The sequence below is a fragment of the Pseudomonas sp. PB120 genome (genome assembly GCF_009761815.1).
GTDB lineage: Bacteria > Pseudomonadota > Gammaproteobacteria > Pseudomonadales > Pseudomonadaceae > Aquipseudomonas.
This window is the reverse complement of the sequence record NZ_RWIN01000145.1, coordinates 1-21,955: the sequence shown is the minus strand read 5'-3', so window position 1 is coordinate 21,955 and position 21,955 is coordinate 1. Positions and strand designations below refer to the sequence as shown.

Sequence of the window (21,955 nt, the reverse complement as noted above, 5' to 3'; positions counted from 1 at the left end):
GTTAGCCGCCCCCGGCCATGGATGGCCGATGGCGGCGGGCCCACGGAGCAGGACCGGAGCGAGGGCATGCCGAGCCTAGGCGAGGCACCGAACGAAAGGGGCAAGAGCGCTTGGTTACTTGGCGCTTCTCCAAGTGACTCGCCGTAAGGGCGAAACCGTCAGCCGCAACAACCGCAGCATCGGATATGCCCCCACCTCAAAAAACTCAAACCCGCTCAAAAATCGCCGCAATCCCCTGACCACCACCAATGCACATCGTCACCAACGCATACCGGCCCTTAACCCGGTGCAATTCGTGAATCGCCTTGGTCGCAATAATCGCCCCCGTCGCGCCCACCGGGTGCCCAAGGGAAATACCCGAACCGTTCGGGTTGACCTTGGCCGGGTCCAGATCCAGCTCCTGGCTCACCGCACACGCCTGAGCCGCGAACGCAATGTTGGCCTCGATCACATCCAGATCCGCCACCGTCAAACCGGCACGTTTCAGCGCCAGGCGCGTAGCAGGAATCGGACCCAGGCCCATCAACTCAGGCTCGACACCGGCATGCGCATAGCTGACCAGACGAGCCAGAGGCCGCAAGTTATTCATCTGAACCGCACTGCCAGTCGCCATCACCAACGCAGCAGCGCCATCGTTCAAACCCGAAGCATTACCGGCCGTCACCGAACCGTCTTTCTTGAACGCCGGCTTCATCTGCGCCAGCTGCTCCAGCGAGGTATTGCGTGGATGCTCGTCGACGCTGAACAGCTTGGTCTCTTTGCGATCACGGATCTCAACGGCCGCGATCTGCTCGCTGAAGTAACCATTGGCAATCGCAAACGCGGCGCGCTTCTGGTCTTCGAGGGCCAGGGCGTCCTGCATTTCACGGGTGATGCCGTTGCGCTCGGCCACGTTCTCGGCGGTGATGCCCATGTGGATGCCATGGAACGGGTCATGCAGGATGCCCAGCATGTAGTCGATGGCCTGGACGTTACCCATGCGCGCACCCCAGCGGGCGGACGGGAGCAGGTACGGGCCGCGGCTCATGGACTCGGCACCGGCGCCGACGGCGATTTCGGCGTCGCCCAGCAGCAAGGTCTGGGCCGCGCTGATGATGGCTTGCAGGCCGGAACCGCACAGGCGGTTGACGTTGTAGGCCGGGGTTTCTTTCGGCAGGCCGGCGTTCATCGCGGCCACGCGGGCAATGTACGCATCGCGGGTGTCGGTCGGGATCACGTTGCCCATCACCAGGTGGCCGACCTGCGACGGGTCCACGCCGGAACGTTGCAGGGCAGCCGAGACGGCCGTGGTCGCCAGATCGGCCAGGGGAACGTCCTTGAGCGAACCGCCGAAGGTGCCGATGGCGGTGCGCGCAGCGCTGACTACAAAAACTTCTGGGGTGTTCATGACGACTTTCCTTTGGATGAGTTCTTTTCTGTACTGCGATTAAGTATGGCGTTCAACGCCGCTTGCGCTTCAGGACTGTTCAAGCGGTCGATGAACAGCAGGTTTTCCTGGCGGATGGTGGCCTGCAGTTCGGTCATCAATGGCTGTTTGAGCAATTGCCGGGTCTGGCGCATGGCCTCCAGAGGCTGTGCCAGCAATCGCCGGGCCGTTTTCTGTGCAGCTTCCAGGCATTGCTCGCCATCGTCGAACGCTTCATTGGCCAAGCCACACGCCACGGCGGCGGTGCCGTCGAGGCTGTCGCCCCACAGCAGCAGGCGCGCGGCACGGGCGTGGCCGACCAGACGAGGCAACAACAGGCTGGCGCCAAACTCCGGGCACAGGCCCAGGTTCACGAATGGCATGCGCAGCTTGGCGTTGCGCGTGACCAGCACCTGATCGCAATGCAACAGCAGCGTGGTGCCGATGCCGATGGCTGCCCCGCACACCGCTGCAATCAGCGGTTTTTGCAGATGGGTAACAACGCGCATCAGGCGAAAGGCCGGACTGTCGAGGTGAGTCGGCGGGTGCTGGAGAAAATCCTCCAGATCGTTACCGCTGGTAAAACAGGTCGGGCCGCCGCTGATGATCATCACCTGGACCGCGTTGTCTTCGTCCGCTGCCAGCAACAGGTCTGCCAGCTGCGTGTACATGGCGTTGTTCAGCGCGTTGAGCTTGTCGGGGCGGTCGAGGGTCAGCGTCAGTACGCCGTCGCTTCGTTGTTGTTTGATCAGGTCGTTCATGGCGTGCCCTGGATAATCGGTGCGTCGGCCACTCTAAGCGCCCGGCCGGCACGGGAGCTATGACAAAACGGGTCAACGCAGCTGCTTCTTTTTGCCATGTTGCGGCTTCGCCTGGCCCGCCAGCCGCTTCACACACCCATTCGGGGTATGGTGCCGTTTGCCGAATCGCTCAATAGTGGATTCATCCGGTCATCCAGAACGGAACCTGCCTGTTAAGGTGAATTTGTTATGCGCAAGGCATTCAAGTTGATTTTCAGTGTGTTCCTTGTCCCTCTATCGGTCAGCGTCAACGCCGCTGACGTCAATGAGGCCAATACGCTGCGGTTATATAACTGGGCGGATTACATTGGCGAAAAGACCATTTCGGACTTTGAAAAGGCCAGCGGCATCAAGGTTATTTACGACACCTTTGATGCGTACGAGACGGTCCAGGCGAAATTGCTCACGGGCCACTCCGGTTACGACCTCGTTGTATTGAATGCGTCCCTCGCACCGCCGCTGATCCAGGCCAAAGTGTTCCAGCCACTGGACAAGAACCTGCTGCCGGGCTGGAGCAACCTTGACCCGAAAGTCCTGCACGACTTGCAGGGCTATGACGCCGGGACCCAATATTCCGCGCCCTATACCTGGGGCAGTAACGGCATTACTTACAACGTCGACAAGATCAAGGAACGCATGCCGGACGCGCCGATCGGTTCGCTGGCAATGATCTTCGATCCAAAGATCGTTTCGCGTTTCGCAGACTGCGGCGTCACCTTGCTCGATGCCCCGACCGAAGTCATTCCACTGGCCCTGCAATACCTCGGACGAGACCCGCGAAGTGCCGCGCCAGCGGACTTGAAAGCCGCGCAAGAGTTGCTGTTGTCCGTGCGCCCCTACATTCGCAAGTTCGACTCGGTCAATTACCTGACCAGCCTGCCCAACGGTGATGTGTGCATGTCCATGACCTGGTCCGGCGACTACGCGACGGCCATGGCCCGTGCCGAAGAAGCCAAGCTGAAGATCAACCTGGCCTACTTCATTCCCAAGGAAGGTTCGCTGATCTGGTTCGACAATATGTACATACCGGCCGACGCACCGCATGTCGCCAATGCGCATAAGTTTCTTCAGTACCTGATGCAGCCCCAAGTGATGGCTGACGTGAGTGACTACATCAATTACGCCAACAGTAACGCGGCGGCCACGCCCTTGCTGAACGCGAGTGTGCGCAACAACCCGGCGATCTATCCCGATGACGAAATCCGTCAGCGGCTGTTTCCGCAAAAAACCCAGGATGCAAAAGACATGCGCGCCATCACGCGAGTCTGGAGCACGGTGAAGAGCGGGATCTGATCGTTCAATTATTCGGTTCGAGGTTTTTGGTATGGCTACTCCAACTAAGCAAGTATTGTCCGCCGCTGAAGAAGCTCACTTGGTGAAGGCGGATAAAGCCCACTACATGCACGGCTATCACGTGTTCGACGAACACGCCGAGCAAGGTTCGCTGAACATTGTGGCCGGCGACGGTGCTTACATTTACGACACCCAGGGCAAACGGTACCTCGACGCCGTGGGCGGGATGTGGTGCACGAACATCGGCCTGGGCCGCGAGGAAATGGCGCTGGCGATTGCCGACCAGGTGCGGCAACTGGCCTATTCGAACCCGTTTTGCGACATGTCCAACAACGTCGCCATCCAGCTGTGCGAAAAGCTCGCCAGCCTGGCGCCGGGGGATCTCGATCACGTGTTCCTGACCACGGGCGGGTCGACCGCCGTGGACACCGCGTACCGCCTGATTCAGTACTATCAAAACTGCCGTGGCAAACCGGAAAAGAAGCACATCATTGCGCGCTTCAATGCGTATCACGGTTCCACCACGCTGACGATGTCGATCGGCAACAAGGCCGCCGACCGTGTGCCGGAATTCGATTACGCCAACGACCGGATTCATCACGTTTCCAACCCCAACCCGTACCGCGCACCGGACGGCATGGACGAGGTGCAGTTTTTGGAGTTCCTGATCAAGGAGTTCGAAGACAAGATTTTGTCCATCGGCGCGGACAAGGTCGCGGGCTTTTTTGCCGAGCCGATCATGGGCTCGGGCGGGGTGATCATTCCGCCCAAGGGTTATCTGAAGCGCATGTGGGAAGTCTGCCAGCGTTACGACATCCTGTTCGTCGCCGATGAAGTGGTGACCTCGTTCGGACGCCTGGGCAAGTTCTTTGCTTCAAAGGACGTGTTCGATGTTCAACCGGACATCATCACCACCGCCAAGGGCCTGACCTCGGCTTATCTGCCGCTGGGTGCGTGCATCTTTTCCGACCGCATCTGGAAGGTCATCGCCGAGCCCGGCAAGGGTCGCTGCTTCACCCATGGCTTCACCTACAGCGGCCATCCGGTGTGCTGCACCGCGGCGCTGAAAAACATCGAAATCATCGAACGCGAACACCTGCTGGAGCATGTCGACGTGGTCGGCGCTTACCTGGAAGAGCGCCTGGCGACCTTGAGGGATTTGCCGCTGGTGGGCGACGTGCGCTGTCAGAAACTGATGGCCTGTGTCGAGTTTGTCGCCGACAAACGTACCAAGGCGTTGTTTGCCGACGAGATCAACATCGGCGAAATGATCCATTCCAGGGCGCAGGCCCGTGGGTTGCTGGTGCGGCCGATCATGCACCTCAACGTGATGTCGCCGCCGTTGATCCTGACGGTGGCCCAGGTCGATGAAATCGTCGAGACACTGCGGGTGTGCATCCTGGAAGTGGCGGCCGAGCTTGAGCAGAGCGGCCAGTATTTCGGGCAATGACTTCTACAGTCAGGCTTTTACCAAGGGCCTGCTCACCCGCTAGACTGCGGGTCATGAGCAAACCAAACGACGATACGCTGATCGCAATGCCCTTCGGGGCATTGCACAAATGGCATGGGGGAATGCGCGAGGCATTCGCCCATATCGACGAGCCTGACGCGCTGCAATACCTGGCGTCAGCGCTGGCGCAGCTGGTGTCCATCGAGTCGATGATGATCAGCCTGGAGCGCAAGGACCGCGCGCCGCAGTTGCTGCATCAGCGCGGCATCGCCGAGGAGTATCAGGTCTCGATTCTGGAGCGCTATTTTTCCGGCGGCTATTTGCTTGACCCGTTCTGCCTGGCGGTGGAGCAGGGGTTGGCGCAAGGCTTCTATCACCTGGAGGAAATTGCGCCGGACAATTTCTTCGACAGTGATTACTACAAGACTTACTACCTGAACGCGGGTTGTTCGGAAGACAGCTACTACATCGTCGACACCGGCAACGACACGAAGATTTCCGTCAGCCTCTTTCAAGGTTTCGGCGGTGAATGCCTGCGGGTCGAACACCTGAACCTGCTGCGCGCCGTCGAACCGCTGGTGCGCGAGTTTGTCAGCGAGTTCAGTCAGCGAGGCTTGCAGCGTAGTAGCGAAATCCAGAGCAGCAACGATCAAGGCTTGCGCGATGATCTCAAGCACCGGGTGCAGTCGGCGTTCGAGCAATTCGGGTGTGAGGTGTTGACGGAACGCGAGCGGGAAGTGGCGCACATGGTGCTCAGGGGGCACTCGGTGAAATCCACGGCAGGCCAGATGAGTATCTCGCCGGAGACGGTGCGCATGCACCGCAAGAATCTTTATTTGAAGCTGAATATCGGTTCGCAGTCGGAGTTGTTTGCGTTGTTTATTGAGTGGTTGCGTAAGCATTAACTCCCACCCGAACCCCCTGTAGGAGCGAGCCTGCTCGCGATAGCGATGTGTCAGTCGACATCAATATTGCTGACACACCGCTATCGCGAGCAGGCTCGCTCCTACAGGGGATGGTGGTTGGCCACGGGGTTGTGGCCAACCTTCAGGGTCAATCTTCGCGTTTCACCACCAGGGTCAGAATGTCGTAACTCGCGACCAGCTCACCGAGCTGGTTGGTGACTTCCACATCCCACGCCACCACGCCTTGCGGAATCCCTTGCGGGCTCTTTTTACCCTGGTCGATCTTGCGTTTGCACGTCAGGCGCGCCTGGATCGTGTCGCCGATGCCCACCGGGTTGATGAAGCGCAAGGTGTCCAGGCCGTAGTTGGCCAATACCGGGCCCGGTGCTGGAGACACAAACAGACCTGCCGCCGCCGACAGCACGAAATAACCGTGGGCAATACGCTTGCCGAACTGCGATTCCTTCGCGGCGATGTCGTCGAAGTGCATGTAGAAGTGATCGCCGGACAGGCAGCCGAAGTTCACCAGATCGGCCTCGGTCACGGTGCGACGGTGGGTCAGCAACGACTCGCCGACCTGCAGGTCCTGGAAGAAGCGACGGAACGGGTGCACCTCGGTTTCGATGACCTTGGCGCCGCGCACGTATTCGCCGGTGACCGCCGCCAGCATGGTCGGCGAGCCTTGCACCGCGGCCCGTTGCAGGTAGTGTTTCACCGCACGCAGACCGCCGAGTTCCTCACCGCCGCCGGCACGCCCCGGGCCGCCGTGCTTGAGTTGTGGCAATGGCGAGCCGTGGCCGGTGGATTCGCCGGCGGACTCGCGGTCCAGCACCAGCAAACGACCGTGCAAGGCGGCCGCCACCGGGATGGCCTTGGCGGCGATCTGTGGGTCCTTGGTGATCAAACTCGCCACGAGGCTGCCTTTGCCGCGCGCGGCCAAGGCCAGGGCTTCGTCCAGATCGTCGTAAGCCATCAGCGTGCTGACCGGGCCGAACGCTTCGATATCGTGGGCGCCGCCTTCGGCGTGCGGGTCGCGGGCTTGCAGCAAGGTCGGGGCGAAGAACGCACCCTGGCTGACGTTTTCACCGCGTGGTTCGAAACCATCACGAGCACCGAACAGCAGGTCGCTGCTTTGCAGCAGGCTTTCCAGGCGTTCGGCGACGTCTTTCTGTTGATCGTGGGAGGCCAGCGCGCCCATGCGCACACCTTCGACGGACGGGTCACCGACCACGACTTTCTTCAGGCGATCACGCAAACGGGTGGCGACGGCGTCGATGTGTTTGGCCGGGACGATCGCGCGGCGGATGGCGGTGCATTTCTGCCCGGCCTTGGTAGTCATCTCGCGGGCCACTTCCTTGATGAACAGCTCGAACTCTTCGTCGTCCGGGCTGACATCCGGGGCGAGAATCGCGCAGTTCAGCGAGTCGGCTTCGGCGTTGAATGGCACCGAGTTGCGGATCAGGTTCGGGTTGACCCGCAGCTTGGCTGCGGTGTCGGCGGAACCGGTAAAGGTCACCACGTCCTGGCCTTGCAGGCGATCCAGCAGATCGCCGGTGCCGCCGATGATCAATTGCAGGCTGCCCGCCGGCAGCAAACCGGATTCGTCCATCAGACGCACCACGGCTTCGGTCAGGTAGCTGGTGGCGCTGGCCGGCTTGACGATGCACGGCATGCCCGCGAGGAAGCTCGGCGCAAATTTTTCCAGCATGCCCCAGATCGGGAAGTTGAAGGCGTTGATGTGCACCGCCAGGCCGCCGCGTGGCACCAGAATGTGCGTGCCGGCGAAGGTGCCGAGCTTGCTCAGCTGCATCGCCGGGCCTTCGTGGACGACGTTGCCCGACGGCAATTCACGTGAACCGAGGCTGGCGTAGGTGAACAGCGTGCTGTTGCCGCCTTCGATGTCGATCCAGCTGTCAGCGCGGGTCGCGCCACTGTGGTGGGAGATCGCGTAAAGCTGTTCTTTGCGTTCGCTCAGGTACAGGGCCAGGGCTTTCAGGCGTTGGGCCCGTTGCTGGAAGTCCAGCGCCATCAGGCCAGTGATGCCCTGGCGGCGACCGTGCTCGACGGCTTCGGCGAAATCCGGGCGCTCTTCGTGGGTGCGCGCAATTTCATGGCCATCGATGGCGCTGCGCAGGATTTGTGCGCCTTGCTGGCCGATCCAGCGACCGGCGATGAAGCTTTGCAGGGTAGGGGCGTGAGGCATTGAGTGTGCTCCTGAATTCAAAATGGGCATGGCGCGGTGCCGGATAAACTGAGTTCTACTGTGGCGAGGGAGCTTGCTCCCGCTGGGTTGCGAAGCGACCCCAAAAGGGTGGGTTCGATTGGGTCAGATAAACCGAGTCCAGCGGGTTTGCGGCTGCTGCACGGCCGAGCGGGAGCAAGCTCCCTCGCCACAGGTATTTGTGTGTTTTTCAGAGCTGATCGAAATCCAGCACCACTTTGTCGCTGATCGGGAAGGCCTGGCACGACAGCACGTAACCGGCGGCGACTTCGTAATCTTCCAGGGCGTGGTTGCTGTCCATCTCGACTTCGCCCTCGATGACCTTGCATTTGCAGGTCGAGCACACGCCGGCCTTGCACGAGTAAGGCAGTTCGGCGCCTTGGGCATTGCCGGCATCGAGGATGCTTTGGCTGTTGCGCGGCAGGTCGAAGGCGAGGGCGCGGCCGTCGCTGATCACGGTGATCTGGCTGACGGCGGCATCCACTTGCCGGGCGGCTTCACGGGCTTCGCGTTTCTGCTGGCTGCCGGCGGCGGCAAACAGTTCGAAGTGGATGCGCTCAGGCGCCATGCCTTTGGTCTTGAGGCTGTCACGCACGGTCTCGGTCATTTCCTGCGGGCCGCAGATGAACGCCGCGTCGAGGGCTTTGACGTCGAGCCAGCGGGAGAACAGCTGCTCGCATTTCTCGGCGTTGATCCGGCCGTTGTACAAGTCGACGTCCTGCTGCTCGCGACTGAACACGAAGATCAAATTCAGGCGCTGCAAGTAACGGTTTTTCAGGTCTTCCAGCTGTTCGCGAAACAGTGCGCCGGAGCTGGAACGGTTGCCGTACAGCAGGGTGACGCGGCTGTTCGGCTCGGTTTCCAGGGTAGTCTTGATGATCGACAGGATCGGCGTGATGCCGCTGCCCGCCGCAACCGCCAGGTAGTTGCCGTGGCGAGTCGGGTCGAGCTCAACGCTGAAATGCCCGGCGGGCGGCATGACTTCCAGGGCGTGCCCGGCTTTCAGCTGTTCGTTGGCGAACGCAGAGAAACGACCGCCGGCCACACGCTTGACCGCGACACGCAGTTCACCATCATTGACGCCGGTGCAGATCGAGTACGAGCGGCGCACTTCTTCGCCGTCCAGTTGGGTGCGCACCACCAGGTGCTGGCCCTGGGTGAAGTGGAAGCTGTCTTGCAGCTCCTGCGGAATATCGAAAGCGATGGACACCGCGTCACGGGTCTCGGCGCGTACGTCCTTGATGGTCAGGCTATGAAACTTGCTCATTGTTGTTCTCCGGCTGGACGGACGACGCCGCTCAGATGCACTTGAAATAGTCGAACGGTTCCCGGCAATCGACGCAGCGGTACAACGCCTTGCACGCGGTGGAACCGAACTCGCTGAGCACTTCGGTGTGGACGCTGCCGCATTGCGGGCAGGCGATCACCGGGCTCTCACCGAGCAGGCTGCGCTTGCTGGTGCTGCCGTCGGGCGGGGCGATGCCGTAGGCGCGCAGGCGCTCGCGACCGCTGGCGGTGATCCAGTCGGTGGTCCACGCCGGGGTCAATTGGCGTTCCAGTTGCGGCGCCTTGAAACCGGCCAGCTCCAGGGCGTCACGGATATCGCTTTCGATCACTTCGGTGGCGGGGCAACCGGAGTAGGTCGGCGTGACCACCACGTGCAGGTGCCCGGCTTGCCAGTCGAGTTCGCGCACGATGCCGAGGTCGACCACGCTGACCACCGGCACTTCCGGGTCCATGACGTGCGCCAGGGTTGCCCACGCAGCGGCCAGGTCGGTCGGTTGTGCCGGCCGGGCGCCGAGGTCGCTGGCGATCAGCTCACCAGGTTGCATCGGGGTATGCTCGTGGCAGGAATTGCATCTCGGCCAACAGAATGCCGAGGTGTTCGGTGTGCAGGCCCTTGCGCGCATTCAGGTAGAAATAGCTGGGTGCAGCAGGCACGGGCAGGGTGGCGCTGGCGAAAATCTGGTTGACCTTGGCTTGCCACGCGGCGGCGACGGTGGCGATGTCCGGCGTGATGCCGGCTGCGCACAGGCGCTGTTCGCTGTCATCGGCGGCGATCAGTTCAACGGTAAAGCGCCAGACCTCGGGAATCGCCGCCAACATGCGCTGATGGCTTTCTTCGGTGCCGTCGCCCAGACGCTCGACCCATTCGCCGGAGCGGCGCAGGTGATAGGTGACTTCCTTGACCGCCTTGGCGGCGATCCCGGCAATGCGTTCGTCACTGGACTGGCTCAGGCCTTTGAGCACTTCGAGGTGCCAGGCGTCGTACAGGAACTGCTTGAGGATGGTCACCGCGTAATCGCCGTTGGGTTGTTCCACCAGCAGCAAATTGCGATAGGCGCGCTCGTCGCGGCGGAACGCCAGGTGATCGGCATCGCGACCGTCGTCCAGCAGTTCGGCGGCGTATTCCAGCCAGTTGCGTGCCTGGCCGACGAGGTCGAGGCCGACGTTCATCAGCGCCAGCTCTTCTTCCAGCGCCGGCGCCTTGCCGCACCATTGGCACAGGCGCTGGCCCTGGATCAGGGCACTGTCGCCGAGGCGCAGCAGGTATTCGATCAGATCAGTCTTGGAATTCATGGTCGACCTCACATGTGCCCGACTTCGGCCGGCAACTCGTAGAAGCTGGCGTGGCGATAAACCTTGTCGTCCGACGGGTCGAACAGCGGGTCTTTTTCATCCGGCGACGAGGCGGTGATCAGTGCCGATGGCACGACCCACAGGCTCACGCCTTCGCTGCGACGTGTGTACAACTCGCGCGCATTCTCGATGGCCATGGTGGTGTCGGCGGCATGCACGCTGCCGACATGCTTGTGGTTGAGACCGTGCTTGCTGCGCACGAAGACTTCGAAAAGGGTCCATTCAGACATTTCAGTGACTCCACATCAGGTGGCCGAATCAGGCGGCGTTCTTGTTCTGTTTTTTGCGTGCATGGGCGACCGCGGCTTCGCGGACCCAGGCACCGTCTTCGATTGCCTTGCGGCGGGTGGCGACGCGTTCCTGGTTGCACGGGCCATTGCCCTTGAGCACTTCGTAGAACTCGTCCCACTGGATGTCGCCGAAGTCGTAGTGACCGCGCTCGGCGTTCCACTTCAGGTCGGGATCGGGGCAGGTGCAGCCCAGCAGCTCGAGCTGCGGGATGGTCTGGTCGATGAAGCGCTGGCGCAGTTCGTCGTTGCTCTGGCGCTTGATTTTCCAGGCCATGGACTGGGCGCTGTTTGGCGAGTGTTCGTCGCTTGGGCCGAACATCATCAGCGATGGCCACCACAGGCGGTTAATCGCGTCCTGGACCATGTCTTTTTGCGCCTGAGTGCCGTGACGCATCATGGTCAGGAGGATTTCGTAGCCCTGGCGCTGGTGGAAACTTTCTTCCTTGCAGATGCGCACCATGGCCCGGGAGTAGGGGCCGTAGGACGTGCGCTGCAGCACCACCTGGTTGACGATGGCGGCGCCATCCACCAGCCAGCCCACTGCGCCCATGTCCGCCCAGTTCAGCGTCGGGTAATTGAAGATGCTCGAGTACTTGGCCTTGCCGTTGTGCAGCTTGGCGATTTCTTCATCGCGGTCGGCACCCAGGGTTTCCATGGCGCTGTAGAGGTACAGGCCGTGACCGGCTTCGTCCTGGATCTTGGCCATCAGTTGCAATTTACGTTTGAGCGAAGGGGCGCGGGTGACCCAGTTGCCTTCGGGCAGCATGCCGACTATTTCGGAGTGGGCGTGCTGGGAGATTTGGCGAATCAGGGTTTGGCGATAGGCATCAGGCATCCAGTTTTTGGCTTCGATCTTGATTTCTGAATCGATTTTTTCCTGGAAGGCGCGTTCCTGTTCGGACATTTCCGAGAGGTCTTTGATGCGCTTTACGCCGGTTTCTACGAGCTGTGCGTACATGAGGGGTCTCCCGCCTTGAATCTGATCGAGGGCATGGAGAACTTTATAAGCGATACGGAAATTAATATCAAACGGAAAATTACGTGTAGTATGTGTTTTTGTATCGCTTTGGGATGAGTGGTTGGTTTGTGAGTGGGGTTTTGAGGGATGAACACCTCCACTCAGCCTCCCGACGGGGCGGGTGGATCAAGATCAAAAGCTGCAGTCGAGCTGACACTCGGCCTGTTGAGTGGTGAGAAGCGGGTGCGCGCCCAATCTGCTTTGCTCTTCTGTAGGAGCGAGCTTGCTCGCGAAAAACGCCCGGCCAACGCGTTCCATCAGGCAGCCCGCGTCATCGTTAACGACCATCGCGAGCAGGCTCGCTCCCACAGGTATTGCGCTGTCTCTGTAGGAGCGAGCTTGCTCGCGAAAAACGCCCGGCCAACGCGTTCCATCAGACAGCCCGCGTCATCGTTAACGACCATCGCGAGCAGGCTCGCTCCCACAGGTATTGCGCTGTCTCTGTAGGAGCTGAGCTTGCTCGCGATGAACTTGAGATCACCGCGGGGTATTGGAAAAAAGGCAAAAAAAACCCCGCATCAGCGGGGCTCAAAGGGGTGCAGCAGTCATGCTTTAGGACGTTTATCCATCACGTGGCAGGCCTTGCCTTCCGATCGCTTGATCGAATGCATCGGCTGCAAAACGATCCGCGAACTGATCCCGATGTACGTCTTGATGTGTTTGCTCAGCTCGCCGCAGACAGCCTTCTGCTGGTCTTCGCTGAGGTGTTGGTGTTCAGCTTTCAGCTCCACATGCACATCAACGCTGTCCAGGTTGCCGTTGCGATACAGATGGATCTCGTAACACTCTGAAAGCTGTTTGATTTTAAGGACCTGCTCCTCGATTTGCGTCGGGAACACGTTCACGCCGCGAATGATCAGCATGTCATCGCTGCGCCCGGTGATTTTGTCGATGCGTCGCATCGGCCGCGCAGTCCCTGGCAGCAGGCGCGTCAGGTCGCGGGTGCGGTAGCGGATCATCGGCAGGGCTTCTTTGCTCAGGGACGTGAACACCAGCTCGCCCATCTGCCCGTCCGGCAGTACTTCGCCGGTGACCGGATCGATGATTTCCGGGTAGAAGTGGTCTTCCCAGATGGTCGGCCCGTCTTTGGTTTCCGCGCATTCCATGGCGACGCCCGGTCCCATGATTTCCGAAAGCCCGTAAATGTCCAGGGCGGTGATGCCCAGGCGGTTCTCGATGGCGCTGCGCAGTTCCCCGGTCCACGGCTCGGCGCCGAAGATGCCCAGGCGCAGGGCCAGTTTGTGCGGGTCGATGCCCTGGCGCTCGATTTCATCGGCGATGTTGAGCATGTACGACGGCGTGACCATGATGATGTCCGGCTGGAAATCCTTGATCAGCTGTACCTGTTTCTCCGTCTGACCACCGGACATCGGAATCACTGTGCACCCGAGGCGTTCAGCGCCGTAGTGCGCGCCGAGGCCGCCGGTGAACAGGCCGTAGCCGTAGGAAATATGCACTTTGTCGCCACGACGCCCGCCGGCGGCGCGAATGGAGCGCGCGACCACGTTGGCCCAGGTATCGATGTCGTTCTGGGTATACCCCACGACCGTCGGCTTGCCGGTGGTGCCGCTGGACGCGTGCAGGCGGACCACGTCGTTCATTGGTACGGCGAACATGCCGTAGGGGTAGTTGTCGCGCAGGTCGGTTTTGGTGGTGAACGGAAACTTCGCCAGGTCTTCCAGGGATTTGATGTCATCCGGGTGCACGCCCAGCGCATCGAAGCGTTGACGGTACAGCGGGACATTGTTGTAGGCGTGGTTCAGGCTCCAGCGCAGGCGATCCAGCTGGTGTTGACGCAGTTCGTCGATGCTGGCGGTTTCCAGCGGGTCCAGCACAGGATCAAGCATGGCTTTGGCAATTGGCATGTTCATAACTTCACTCGAATTATTTTTGTGTTCCGGCCCGGCCGCAGCGGGGCTTTGAGTGCATGCCCCAAGGATACCTCTCGGCACCTCGGGAATCGCGATTCTTTAGTCGGACAAGCGCTCGATGATCAGCGCGATGCCCTGGCCGACGCCGATGCACATGGTGCACAAGGCGTAGCGACCCTGACGCTCTTCCAGTTCGTGCAGGGCGGTGGTCACCAGCCGCGCACCGCTCATGCCCAGCGGATGGCCCAGGGCAATCGCGCCGCCGTTGGGGTTGACCCGCGGGTCGGTGTCGCTCAGGCCCAGTTCGCGCAGCACCGCCAGGCCTTGCGCGGCGAAGGCTTCGTTGAGTTCGATCACGTCCATGTCGGCGAGGCTCAGGTGGGCCAGTTCCAGCACCTTGCGGGTTGCCGGTACCGGGCCGATGCCCATGATGCGCGGCTCGACACCGGCGGTGGCCATGGCCACTACCCGGCCGCGAGCCTTCAGGCCGTGGCGTTTGGCGGCTTCCGGGCTGGCCAGCAGCAGCGCGCAGGCGCCGTCATTGACCCCGGACGCATTGCCGGCGGTGATGCTGCCGCCTTCGCGGAATGGCGTGCCGAGCTTCTGCAGTTGTTCCAGCGTGGTGTCGCCGCGTGGGTGTTCGTCGTGCTCGACGACCTTGGTCGGGCCTTTGCGCTGGGGGATTTCGACTGCGACGATTTCCTTGGCCAGGCGCCCGCTGGCCTGGGCTGCGCCGGCGCGTTGCTGGCTGCGCAGGGCGAAGGCGTCCTGGTCGGCACGGGAAATGTTGAACTGCTCGGCGACGTTCTCGGCCGTCTCCGGCATGGAGTCGATGCCGAACGTCTTCTTCATCAGCGGATTGACGAAGCGCCAGCCGATGGTGGTGTCGTAGACCTGGGCGTCACGGGAAAACGCCTGCTCGGCCTTGCCCATCACCAGCGGTGCGCGGGACATCGATTCGACGCCACCGACCAGCATCAGCCCGGCTTCGCCGCAACGGATCGCCCGCGCTGCGGTGCCGATGGCATCCAGTCCGGAACCGCACAAACGATTGAGCGTGGTGCCCGGCACGCTGACCGGCAATCCGGCCAGCAGCGCCGACATGCGCGCGACGTTGCGGTTGTCTTCGCCGGCCTGGTTGGCGCAGCCGTAGATCACGTCATCCACCGCGTTCCAGTCGACTTGCGGGTGACGACGCAGCAGTTCGCGCAGCGGCACTGCGCCGAGGTCGTCGGCACGCACGCTGCTCAAGGCTCCGGCGTAGCGACCGATGGGGGTGCGCACGGCGTCGATGATCAAGGCGTCATTCATTCGGGGTCTCCTGCGCGAGCACCGTGCCGCGCACTTTGTAGGATTTGCCATGGAACAGCGCGATCAGCTGGCCCAGTTGGTTTTCAATGCGAACGTCGTAGTTGCCCGTGCGGCCGGAGCGGCTCTGCTCGGTGCAGTCGGCATTCAAGGTGTCGCCCAGGCGTGCCGGGGCGATGTAATCGATGCTGCAGCCGATGGCGACGGTGGCGTCGTTGTAGCTGTTGCAGGCGAAGGCAAACGCCGAGTCGGCGAGGGCGAACAGGTAACCGCCGTGGCAGGTGCCGTGGCCCTGGATCATGTCGGCGCGCACGGTCATGCCCACGCGGGCACAGCCCGGTGCTGCCGAGAGCAGGCGCATGCCCATCGCCTGGCTGGCGGTGTCGCGCTGGAACAGCGCTTGCGCGCAGGCGCTGGCCAGGTTCATTGCTTCGTGATTAGTCATGAAACGTCCTCCCTTCGGCGACCCGGCGGCGCAACAGCAGCGACGGCCGATAGCGTTCTTCGCCATAACCGGCTTGCAGGTTTTCCAGCACCTTGAGGATGTGCGACAGGCCGATGGTGTCGGCCCAGGCCAGCGGGCCTTGCGGGTAATTGACCCCGGCGCGCATCGCCAGGTCGATGTCGGCGGCACAAGCCACGCCTTGAAGCAGGGCATCGGCGGCTTCGTTGGCGAGCATCGCGACGGTGCGCAATACCGCGAGGGCCGGGCTGTCACTGAGCTGGCTGACGGTGAAACCGGCTTTCTGCAGCAGCGCAATGCCCTGTTCCAGAGCAGTTGGCTCGATGTCGGCCTGGCAGCTGATCGCGATACGGCTGGCTTTTTCGTAGTCGAAGGCCAGGTCGAGCAGGATCAGGTTACGCAGCCCGTCCTCTTTGGCGCGCTGGCAGGCCAGGCGTCCGTCACTCAAGGCCAGCACCGCATCGCCGACGCGCAACACGCCTTGACCGTCGCGACGAATGACCTCGACGTTGTGCTCGCGCAGGCGCGAAATCAGCGGGTCGGCGATGCCGAGATCGCCTTCCACGACGCAGGTTTCAACGATTTGTGTGCTGCCGACGATGGCAGGTTGTGGTCGTACGGCACCTTGCGCGTAGTTGTAGAAACCGTGACCGCTCTTGCGACCCAGGCGGCCGGCGTCCACCAACTCCTTCTGAATCAACGAAGGCAGGAACCGCGTGTCGCCGTAATAGGCGTCAAACACCGAACAGGTCACCGCGTAGTTGACGTCGTGGCCGATCAGGTCGGTCAGCTCGAACGCACCCATTGCAAACCCGCCGGCGTCACGCATCAGCGCATCGAGCGTCGGACAATCGGCGGCGCCTTCCTGCAGCAGGCGCAGGCTTTCGGCGTAGAACGGTCGGGCGACGCGGTTGACGATAAAGCCCGGCGTCGAACGGGTGTGCACCGGTTTTTTGCCCCAGGCTTTCGCGGTGTCGTACAGACACTCCGCCAGGGCGGGATCGCTCGCCAGGCCGGAAACGATTTCCACCAGCGCCATGATCGGCGCCGGGTTGAAGAAGTGCAGGCCGAGCAGGCGGTGTGGGTGCTTGAGCTGCGCGGCGATGCTGGTGATCGACAGCGACGAGGTGTTGCTGGCCAGAATGCAATGCTCGCCGCAGATGTCTTCCAGCTGGCGGAACAGCGCGCGCTTGACCTCGAGATTCTCGACGATGGCTTCGATGATCAGGTCGCAATCGGCCAGTGCCTCGATGGCCTCAACGGCGTGCAGGCGAGTGATGGTCGCGGCCCGGGCCTCGACCGAGAGCTTGCCTTTCTCGACGCGCTTGCCCAGTTGCCGGTCAATGCCGTCAATGGCCTGCGCGGCGGCGCCGGGACGATTGTCCAGCAGCAACACCTGATGGCCGGATTGTGCCGCAACCTGGGCAATGCCGGCCCCCATGGCGCCGGCGCCGATGACTGCGATGCGCGCGTCTTTGTTCAGTGCGGTCATGGCTCAACGTCCCTTGAAGCTAGGGCTGCGTTTTTCCATGAAGGCACCGACGCCCTCACGGTAATCTTCGCTGCGGCCAGCCAGGCGTTGCAGGTCTTTTTCCAGCTCGAGCTGTTCGTCGAAAGTGTTGCTCAGGCTGGCGTTGAGGCTGCGCTTGATCAGCGCCAGGCCGTAGGTCGGTTGTGTGGCCAGATGACGCGCGAGGGTCAGGGCTTCATTGCGCAGTTCGGCATCGTCCACCACGCGGTAGATCAGCCCCCATTGCTCGGCTTGCTCCGCTGTCAGGCGATTGCCGAGCAGGGCCAAGGCCTTGGCGCGGGCCATGCCGACCAGGCGTGGCAAGGTCCAGGTGCCACCGGAATCCGGGATCAGGCCGATCTTGCAGAACGCCTGGATAAAGCTCGCCGAGCGGGCCGCCAGCACCAGGTCGCAAGCCAGCGGGATGTTGGCGCCGGCGCCGGCCGCCACGCCGTTGACCGCGCAGATCACCGGCAGCGGCAGGTCGCGCAGTTGGCGGATCAGCGGGTTGTAGAACTTCTCGATGGATTCGCCCAGGTCCGGCACGGCGCTGCCCGGCGCGACGTTGCGGTCACTCAGGTCTTGCCCGGCGCAAAAGCCGCGACCTTCGCCGGTCAGCATCAGCACGCGCACGTCCGGGTTCTGCCGCACCTGTTTCAGCGCTTCTTTCACTTCGCCATGCATCTGGGTGTTGAAGCTGTTGAGCTGGTCTGGGCGATTGAGGCTGAGCAGGGCGACGCCGGCCTCGATGGAAAATAGGATGTGTTCAAAATTCATGGTCATGGCGCTCTCTGATAAGTCTGTCGAATTCGTGTGCTGTCGCACTTACTGCCCGGTGAAGGTCGGCGTGCGCTTTTCCTGAAAGGCCTGGATGCCTTCGTCGCGGTCGCGGGTGCCGGCCAGCACGGTGAATGCATGGCGTTCGAACCGCAGGCCGCTGGCGAGGTCGGTGTCCATGGCCTTGAGCAGCGCTTCCTTGGCCAGGCGCACGGCCAGTGGCGCTTTGGCGGCAATGGTGCGGGCGATCTGCACGGCGCGTTCGACGGTGAATTCCGGTTGCGTCACCTCGCTGACCAGGCCGGCGCGTTGGGCCTGGCGAGCATCGATCGGCTCGCCGGTCAGGACCATTTGCATGGCCATGGATTTGCCGACGGCGCGCAGCAGGCGTTGGGTGCCGCCCGCACCGGGCATGATCCCGAGGTTGATTTCAGGCTGGCCGAAGCGCGCGTCTTCCCCGGCGATGATGATGTCGGCGTGCATGGCCAGTTCGCAGCCGCCGCCGAGGGCGAAGCCGTTGACGGCGGCGATCAGCGGTTTGTTGAAGCGGGTGATGGCCTGCCACGACGCCTGGCGCGGGTCGTCGAGGATGCCGACCAGATTGCGCTCGGCCATTTCCTTGATGTCGGCACCCGCCGCAAATGCTTTGCGGCTGCCGGTCAGGACCACGGCGCGGGTGTCGGGATCAGCTTGGGCGGTGTTCAGTTCAGCCGCCAGTTCGCCGAGCAGTTCGGTGGTCAGGGCGTTCAATGCCTGCGGGCGTTGCAGGATGATCAGGCGAACGCCCGGGGTGATGATCTCGACATCAAGGGTCAGAGGCATGGCGGATGCCCTCACGGTGCAGGCTCGGCGGTGAGCCGGCTCATTATTGGATCGGCACGGTGGGCCGGTTTTGGCCGAGTATACCTGCAACGTGATACGCAAAAGCAATAGTGAAATTGATTTAATGTGTCTCATTGGTCGGAATGGTGTTTGGGGTTGGCGGCCTGAAGGGCGCTATGAAGTTGATTTTTTCCCTGTTTTTATTGGCTTTTGTCCTTGTTTATCAAGGCAAAAGAACCGTCCCGGATATCGCCGCAACAAGTGATACGGTTTTTTGTGCTTTGTCATTGTAAAAGCGATGTGATACAAAATGAGCCTGCAACGGCATCGCTTTGTAAATGCTCTATAGAGGGAGCGCTTCATGACCTGCTACAGCCTTGATGGCTTGACCCCGGTGGTTGACCCCACCGCTTACGTTCATCCTTCCGCCGTGCTGATCGGCGACGTGATCGTCGGCGCCCATTGCTATGTCGGGCCGCTGGCCAGCCTGCGCGGGGATTTTGGCCGGATCGTGCTGGAGGAGGGCGCCAATCTCCAGGACACCTGCGTGATGCACGGTTTTCCGGAGAGCGATACGGTGGTTGAACGCAACGGTCATATTGGTCATGGCGCGGTGTTGCACGGTTGCCGGATTGGCGCCGATGCGCTGGTGGGGATGAACGCGGTGGTGATGGACAATGCGCACATCGGTCCGCGTTCATTCGTCTCGGCGGCGGCCTTCGTCAAGGCCGGGTTCGAATGCCCGGAGCAGTCGCTGGTCATGGGCGCGCCAGCCAGCATCAAGCGCAGCCTCAGCGATGAGGAAGTGACGTGGAAACAGGCGGGCACCCGCGAGTACCAGCAACTGGCCAAGCGCTGCCTCGAGCAGATGCAGGTCTGCGAACCGCTGACCGAACCAGAACCCGATCGCCCACGCATCCGCGACCGTGGCCTGCGGCCGAAGGGCTCGGAAAAATGAGCGAATCGATCCCTGTAGCAGCTGCCGAAGGCTGCGTTCGAGCGCGAAGCGGTCGCCGGTCAGACGATGCGGTTTTTCTGCAGTATCGCGTTTTGCGGTTTTACGACTGCTGCGCAGCCGGACGCAGCCTTCGGCAGCTGCTACAGGGATTCATGTGAGCTTTGCGAAACCGGTATATTCCTTTTCTTTTTTTCAGCTCGGTACGCCCATGTCGTCCCTGACACCCTTGAACCACCTGATTACCCGTTTCCAGGAGCAGACGCCGATCCGCGCCAGCTCCCTGATCATCACGTTGTACGGGGATGCCATTGAGCCCCACGGCGGCACGGTGTGGCTGGGCAGCCTGATTCAATTGCTCGAACCCATCGGTATCAACGAGCGACTGATCCGCACCTCGATTTTCCGTCTGACCAAAGAAGGCTGGCTGACCGCCGAAAAAGTCGGCCGCCGCAGCTATTACAGCCTGACCGGTGCCGGTCGCCGGCGTTTCGACAAGGCGTTCAAGCGGGTCTACAGCTCCACGGTGCCCGCGTGGGATGGCTCCTGGTGCCTGGTGATGCTGACGCAGCTGACCCAGGACAAGCGCAAACAAGTGCGCGAAGAACTGGAATGGCAAGGTTTTGGTGCGATCTCGCCCGCCGTACTGGCCTGCCCGCGCACTGATCGGGCGGACCTCAACGCAACCTTGCTTGACCTCGGCGCCCAGGAAGAAACCATCGTCTTCGAGACCACCGCGCAAGATGTGCTGGCCTCCAAGGCCTTGCGTTTGCAGGTGCGCGAGAGCTGGAACATCGAGGAGCTGGCGACCCATTACAGCGAGTTCATCCAGCTGTTCCGACCGCTCTGGCAAGCACTTCGCGAGCAGGAAAACCTGCAGCCTTCGGACTGCTTCCTGGCACGGGTCCTGCTTATTCACGAGTATCGCAAACTGCTGTTGCGCGACCCGCAATTGCCGGACGAGTTGTTGCCCGGCGATTGGGAAGGTCGGGCAGCGCGTCAGTTGTGCCGCAATATCTATCGGTTGATCTACGCCAAGGCCGAGGAATGGTTGAACAGCGCACTGGAAACCGCCGACGGTCCGTTGCCGGATGTGGGTGAGAGTTTCTATCGACGGTTCGGCGGGCTGAAGTAGCCCGCCAGCGTCCAGGGAGCGTGACCGTTCAGGAGAACTCGTGAGTTGGTGTAGATAATAAAAATAAGCCTGCATGAGGCCAGACATGATTTCTTCAATTGCTCAACGTCGTGATGGATTCGATCAGTGGGTCCATCAGATCAACCAGATCTGTGGTGCCTTTAATGCACAACCGCTGGGTTCCGGTTTTACCGGTTCTATCCGCGAGCATCAGGACGGCGCGCTGAAGCTCAGTTTTGTCGATGCCTGTCAGGCGCGCTTGTACCGCACGCCTGCCGAGGTGGCGGCCAGCGAAGACGGCAAGTACTTCGCGGTGTTCCAGTTGGACGGTACCGCCGGCATGGCCCAGGGGGACAGCAAGGCATTGCTGTCGGCGGGGGATATCACACTGATTGACGCCTCGCGCCCCAGCGACTTCACCTACAGTGAAAACTCGCGTCAGTTGTCGCTGATTTTGCCGTCCCGTCTGGTCGAGCAAACCCTGCGCTTCAATCAGGTCAAGTGCGGGCACCGGATTGCCGCGAGCACGCCCATCGCCCGACTGGCCATGCACCTGGTGCTGGACGCTACCCGCCAGGACAGCCTCAGTTGCCAGGAAAGCGAAGCGACCCTGGACGCGATTATCAGCCTGTTGCGCCCGGCCATCAGCCACACCGAAGACTGCACCGACGGGCATGAGCGGATCTTCCGCAAGACCCTGGGCTGTATCGATGAGCACATCCGTTCCGAAGACCTCTGCCCTGAATGGCTGGCGCGAGAAGTCGGCATGTCGACCCGTGGGCTGTACCGGGTGTTTGCCAAGAAGGGCTTGGTGGTCGCGAAGTACATCAAGAATCGCCGTCTGGATTTGTGCGCCGAATCCCTGCGCCAGACGCACACCGAGCAGAAGTTGTCGGCACTGGGTTATTCGTGGGGTTTTTCCGATTCGAGCTATTTTTCCACGGCGTTCAAATCGCGTTTTGGCATTTCCCCCGGTGAGTACCGCAAGAAACACGCGTAAATCCAGCAGACGACCCCGCCCTTGTAGGAGCGAGCTTGCTCGCGATGGTGTGTCAGTCGACACCACTGCGCCTGATACACCATCGCGAGCAA

Annotated in this window: 20 protein-coding genes; 6 read left to right on the top strand and 14 right to left on the bottom strand. The window is 61.6% G+C overall.

Annotated features, from left to right (window positions below; all coding sequences use genetic code 11):
- Positions 1 to 205 precede the first annotated feature (205 nt).
- The gene (locus tag EJA72_RS26960) at positions 206 to 1,387 is read right to left on the bottom strand and encodes an acetyl-CoA C-acyltransferase family protein (RefSeq protein WP_157714916.1); all 1,182 of its coding nucleotides are present in this window, start codon (positions 1,385 to 1,387) and stop codon (positions 206 to 208) included.
- Entirely contained in the window at positions 1,384 to 2,166 is a 783-nt protein-coding gene (locus tag EJA72_RS26955) for an enoyl-CoA hydratase (RefSeq protein WP_157714915.1), read from the bottom strand. Before EJA72_RS26955 ends, EJA72_RS26960 begins: the two co-directional genes overlap by 4 nt.
- A gap of 228 nt (positions 2,167 to 2,394) precedes the next feature.
- On the opposite strand from EJA72_RS26955, the gene EJA72_RS26950 reads away from it, so the two are divergent.
- The 3 genes from EJA72_RS26950 to EJA72_RS26940 are packed head-to-tail and all read left to right on the top strand — an operon-like array spanning position 2,395 to position 5,853.
- Entirely contained in the window at positions 2,395 to 3,498 is a 1,104-nt protein-coding gene (locus EJA72_RS26950; RefSeq protein ID WP_157714914.1) for a polyamine ABC transporter substrate-binding protein, read from the top strand.
- 31 nt (positions 3,499 to 3,529) lie between these two features.
- Positions 3,530 to 4,948: an aminotransferase gene (locus EJA72_RS26945; RefSeq protein ID WP_157714913.1), complete on the top strand. Its 1,419-nt coding sequence runs from the start codon at positions 3,530 to 3,532 to the stop codon at positions 4,946 to 4,948.
- On the top strand, positions 4,945 to 5,853 hold the full coding sequence (locus EJA72_RS26940; protein ID WP_157714912.1) for a LuxR C-terminal-related transcriptional regulator: 909 nt from the start codon (positions 4,945 to 4,947) through the stop codon (positions 5,851 to 5,853). Before EJA72_RS26945 ends, EJA72_RS26940 begins: the two co-directional genes overlap by 4 nt.
- 148 nt (positions 5,854 to 6,001) lie before the next feature.
- Here EJA72_RS26940 and paaZ read toward each other — a convergent pair whose 3' ends face one another.
- The 12 genes from paaZ to paaF all read right to left on the bottom strand — a co-directional run bounded on the left by paaZ (position 6,002) and on the right by paaF (position 18,773).
- On the bottom strand, positions 6,002 to 8,056 hold the full coding sequence (gene paaZ, locus EJA72_RS26935; protein ID WP_157714911.1) for a phenylacetic acid degradation bifunctional protein PaaZ: 2,055 nt from the start codon (positions 8,054 to 8,056) through the stop codon (positions 6,002 to 6,004).
- Positions 8,057 to 8,264: 208 nt separating this feature from the next.
- Positions 8,265 to 9,341, bottom strand: a complete 1,077-nt coding sequence (gene paaE / locus EJA72_RS26930; RefSeq protein WP_157714910.1) for a 1,2-phenylacetyl-CoA epoxidase subunit PaaE — start codon at positions 9,339 to 9,341, stop codon at positions 8,265 to 8,267.
- 31 nt (positions 9,342 to 9,372) lie between these two features.
- A complete protein-coding gene (gene paaD / locus EJA72_RS26925; RefSeq protein WP_157714909.1) occupies positions 9,373 to 9,906 on the bottom strand; it encodes a 1,2-phenylacetyl-CoA epoxidase subunit PaaD in 534 nt (177 codons plus the stop codon).
- Positions 9,893 to 10,654, bottom strand: a complete 762-nt coding sequence (gene paaC, locus EJA72_RS26920; RefSeq protein ID WP_157714908.1) for a 1,2-phenylacetyl-CoA epoxidase subunit PaaC — start codon at positions 10,652 to 10,654, stop codon at positions 9,893 to 9,895. The genes paaD and paaC overlap by 14 nt, the downstream gene beginning before the upstream one ends.
- 8 nt (positions 10,655 to 10,662) lie before the next feature.
- The gene (paaB, locus tag EJA72_RS26915) at positions 10,663 to 10,944 is read right to left on the bottom strand and encodes a 1,2-phenylacetyl-CoA epoxidase subunit PaaB (protein ID WP_007943393.1); all 282 of its coding nucleotides are present in this window, start codon (positions 10,942 to 10,944) and stop codon (positions 10,663 to 10,665) included.
- 28 nt (positions 10,945 to 10,972) lie between these two features.
- Complete coding sequence (paaA, locus tag EJA72_RS26910) at positions 10,973 to 11,962, bottom strand: 1,2-phenylacetyl-CoA epoxidase subunit PaaA (protein WP_157714907.1); 990 nt, start codon at positions 11,960 to 11,962, stop codon at positions 10,973 to 10,975.
- A gap of 605 nt (positions 11,963 to 12,567) precedes the next feature.
- On the bottom strand, positions 12,568 to 13,893 hold the full coding sequence (gene paaK / locus EJA72_RS26905; RefSeq protein WP_157714906.1) for a phenylacetate--CoA ligase PaaK: 1,326 nt from the start codon (positions 13,891 to 13,893) through the stop codon (positions 12,568 to 12,570).
- Positions 13,894 to 13,992: 99 nt separating this feature from the next.
- Complete coding sequence (gene pcaF / locus EJA72_RS26900) at positions 13,993 to 15,204, bottom strand: 3-oxoadipyl-CoA thiolase (protein ID WP_157714905.1); 1,212 nt, start codon at positions 15,202 to 15,204, stop codon at positions 13,993 to 13,995.
- Positions 15,197 to 15,646, bottom strand: coding sequence for a hydroxyphenylacetyl-CoA thioesterase PaaI (gene paaI / locus EJA72_RS26895; protein WP_157714904.1), 450 nt, complete (start codon positions 15,644 to 15,646; stop codon positions 15,197 to 15,199). Before paaI ends, pcaF begins: the two co-directional genes overlap by 8 nt.
- Positions 15,639 to 17,156, bottom strand: coding sequence for a 3-hydroxyacyl-CoA dehydrogenase PaaH (gene paaH / locus EJA72_RS26890; protein WP_157714903.1), 1,518 nt, complete (start codon positions 17,154 to 17,156; stop codon positions 15,639 to 15,641). The genes paaI and paaH overlap by 8 nt, the downstream gene beginning before the upstream one ends.
- Before the next feature lie 3 nt (positions 17,157 to 17,159).
- Entirely contained in the window at positions 17,160 to 17,951 is a 792-nt protein-coding gene (paaG, locus tag EJA72_RS26885; protein WP_157714917.1) for a 2-(1,2-epoxy-1,2-dihydrophenyl)acetyl-CoA isomerase PaaG, read from the bottom strand.
- Between the two features lie 48 nt (positions 17,952 to 17,999).
- A complete protein-coding gene (gene paaF / locus EJA72_RS26880; RefSeq protein ID WP_157714902.1) occupies positions 18,000 to 18,773 on the bottom strand; it encodes a 2,3-dehydroadipyl-CoA hydratase PaaF in 774 nt (257 codons plus the stop codon).
- A gap of 361 nt (positions 18,774 to 19,134) precedes the next feature.
- On the opposite strand from paaF, the gene paaY reads away from it, so the two are divergent.
- From paaY to feaR, 3 genes are all read left to right on the top strand, one after another.
- The gene (gene paaY, locus EJA72_RS26875; protein WP_157714901.1) at positions 19,135 to 19,731 is read left to right on the top strand and encodes a phenylacetic acid degradation protein PaaY; all 597 of its coding nucleotides are present in this window, start codon (positions 19,135 to 19,137) and stop codon (positions 19,729 to 19,731) included.
- Positions 19,732 to 19,939: 208 nt separating this feature from the next.
- The gene (paaX, locus tag EJA72_RS26870; RefSeq protein ID WP_157714900.1) at positions 19,940 to 20,863 is read left to right on the top strand and encodes a phenylacetic acid degradation operon negative regulatory protein PaaX; all 924 of its coding nucleotides are present in this window, start codon (positions 19,940 to 19,942) and stop codon (positions 20,861 to 20,863) included.
- Positions 20,864 to 20,948: 85 nt separating this feature from the next.
- Positions 20,949 to 21,863, top strand: coding sequence for a transcriptional regulator FeaR (gene feaR, locus EJA72_RS26865; RefSeq protein ID WP_157714899.1), 915 nt, complete (start codon positions 20,949 to 20,951; stop codon positions 21,861 to 21,863).
- Positions 21,864 to 21,955 lie beyond the last annotated feature (92 nt).

Bases quoted from the DNA above. Each gene is read 5' to 3' on its own strand.
- EJA72_RS26960 (WP_157714916.1), bottom strand. From the start codon at position 1,387: ATGAACACCCCAGAAGTTTTTGTAGTCAGCGCTGCGCGCACCGCCATC.
- EJA72_RS26955 (WP_157714915.1), bottom strand. From the start codon at position 2,166: ATGAACGACCTGATCAAACAACAACGAAGCGACGGCGTACTGACGCTG.
- EJA72_RS26950 (WP_157714914.1), top strand. From the start codon at position 2,395: ATGCGCAAGGCATTCAAGTTGATTTTCAGTGTGTTCCTTGTCCCTCTA.
- EJA72_RS26945 (WP_157714913.1), top strand. From the start codon at position 3,530: ATGGCTACTCCAACTAAGCAAGTATTGTCCGCCGCTGAAGAAGCTCAC.
- EJA72_RS26940 (WP_157714912.1), top strand. From the start codon at position 4,945: ATGACTTCTACAGTCAGGCTTTTACCAAGGGCCTGCTCACCCGCTAGA.
- paaZ (WP_157714911.1), bottom strand. From the start codon at position 8,056: ATGCCTCACGCCCCTACCCTGCAAAGCTTCATCGCCGGTCGCTGGATC.
- paaE (WP_157714910.1), bottom strand. From the start codon at position 9,341: ATGAGCAAGTTTCATAGCCTGACCATCAAGGACGTACGCGCCGAGACC.
- paaD (WP_157714909.1), bottom strand. From the start codon at position 9,906: ATGCAACCTGGTGAGCTGATCGCCAGCGACCTCGGCGCCCGGCCGGCA.
- paaC (WP_157714908.1), bottom strand. From the start codon at position 10,654: ATGAATTCCAAGACTGATCTGATCGAATACCTGCTGCGCCTCGGCGAC.
- paaB (WP_007943393.1), bottom strand. From the start codon at position 10,944: ATGTCTGAATGGACCCTTTTCGAAGTCTTCGTGCGCAGCAAGCACGGT.
- paaA (WP_157714907.1), bottom strand. From the start codon at position 11,962: ATGTACGCACAGCTCGTAGAAACCGGCGTAAAGCGCATCAAAGACCTC.
- paaK (WP_157714906.1), bottom strand. From the start codon at position 13,893: ATGAACATGCCAATTGCCAAAGCCATGCTTGATCCTGTGCTGGACCCG.
- pcaF (WP_157714905.1), bottom strand. From the start codon at position 15,204: ATGAATGACGCCTTGATCATCGACGCCGTGCGCACCCCCATCGGTCGC.
- paaI (WP_157714904.1), bottom strand. From the start codon at position 15,646: ATGACTAATCACGAAGCAATGAACCTGGCCAGCGCCTGCGCGCAAGCG.
- paaH (WP_157714903.1), bottom strand. From the start codon at position 17,156: ATGACCGCACTGAACAAAGACGCGCGCATCGCAGTCATCGGCGCCGGC.
- paaG (WP_157714917.1), bottom strand. From the start codon at position 17,951: ATGAATTTTGAACACATCCTATTTTCCATCGAGGCCGGCGTCGCCCTG.
- paaF (WP_157714902.1), bottom strand. From the start codon at position 18,773: ATGCCTCTGACCCTTGATGTCGAGATCATCACCCCGGGCGTTCGCCTG.
- paaY (WP_157714901.1), top strand. From the start codon at position 19,135: ATGACCTGCTACAGCCTTGATGGCTTGACCCCGGTGGTTGACCCCACC.
- paaX (WP_157714900.1), top strand. From the start codon at position 19,940: ATGTCGTCCCTGACACCCTTGAACCACCTGATTACCCGTTTCCAGGAG.
- feaR (WP_157714899.1), top strand. From the start codon at position 20,949: ATGATTTCTTCAATTGCTCAACGTCGTGATGGATTCGATCAGTGGGTC.